The organism is Acinetobacter sp. Colony158 (assembly GCF_019264745.1).
Classification (GTDB): domain Bacteria; phylum Pseudomonadota; class Gammaproteobacteria; order Pseudomonadales; family Moraxellaceae; genus Acinetobacter; species Acinetobacter ursingii.
Map to the genome: position 1 here is coordinate 3,090,198 of NZ_CP078523.1, position 261 is coordinate 3,090,458.

Below are 261 nucleotides of genomic sequence, written 5' to 3' on the forward strand. Positions count from 1 at the left end.
TTTGTAAGCGTCCGCTGAACCCCATGCCAATTTTTAATTCGATTTAGGTTTCCAGCGGTGTGGCAGTAACTCTTCAATTTGGGTCACTTTGTGTGTCGGCAGCCTTTTCAGCACATCACTTAAATAGGCATACGGATCCAAGCCATTCAGCTTTGCTGACTGGATTAACGTCATGATGTTTGCCGCTCGCTGACCACTGCGCAGCGAACCTGCAAACAGCCAGTTCTTGCGCCCCAACGCCCAGGGACGCATCTGATTTTC

1 protein-coding gene is annotated in these 261 nt (G+C 49.8%); it reads right to left on the minus strand.

Annotated elements, in window-relative coordinates; all coding sequences use genetic code 11:
- Positions 1 to 33: 33 nt before the first annotated feature.
- The coding region (locus JR005_RS12500) for a transposase domain-containing protein (protein ID WP_218665192.1) at positions 34 to 261 on the minus strand (228 nt) is incomplete at its 5' end.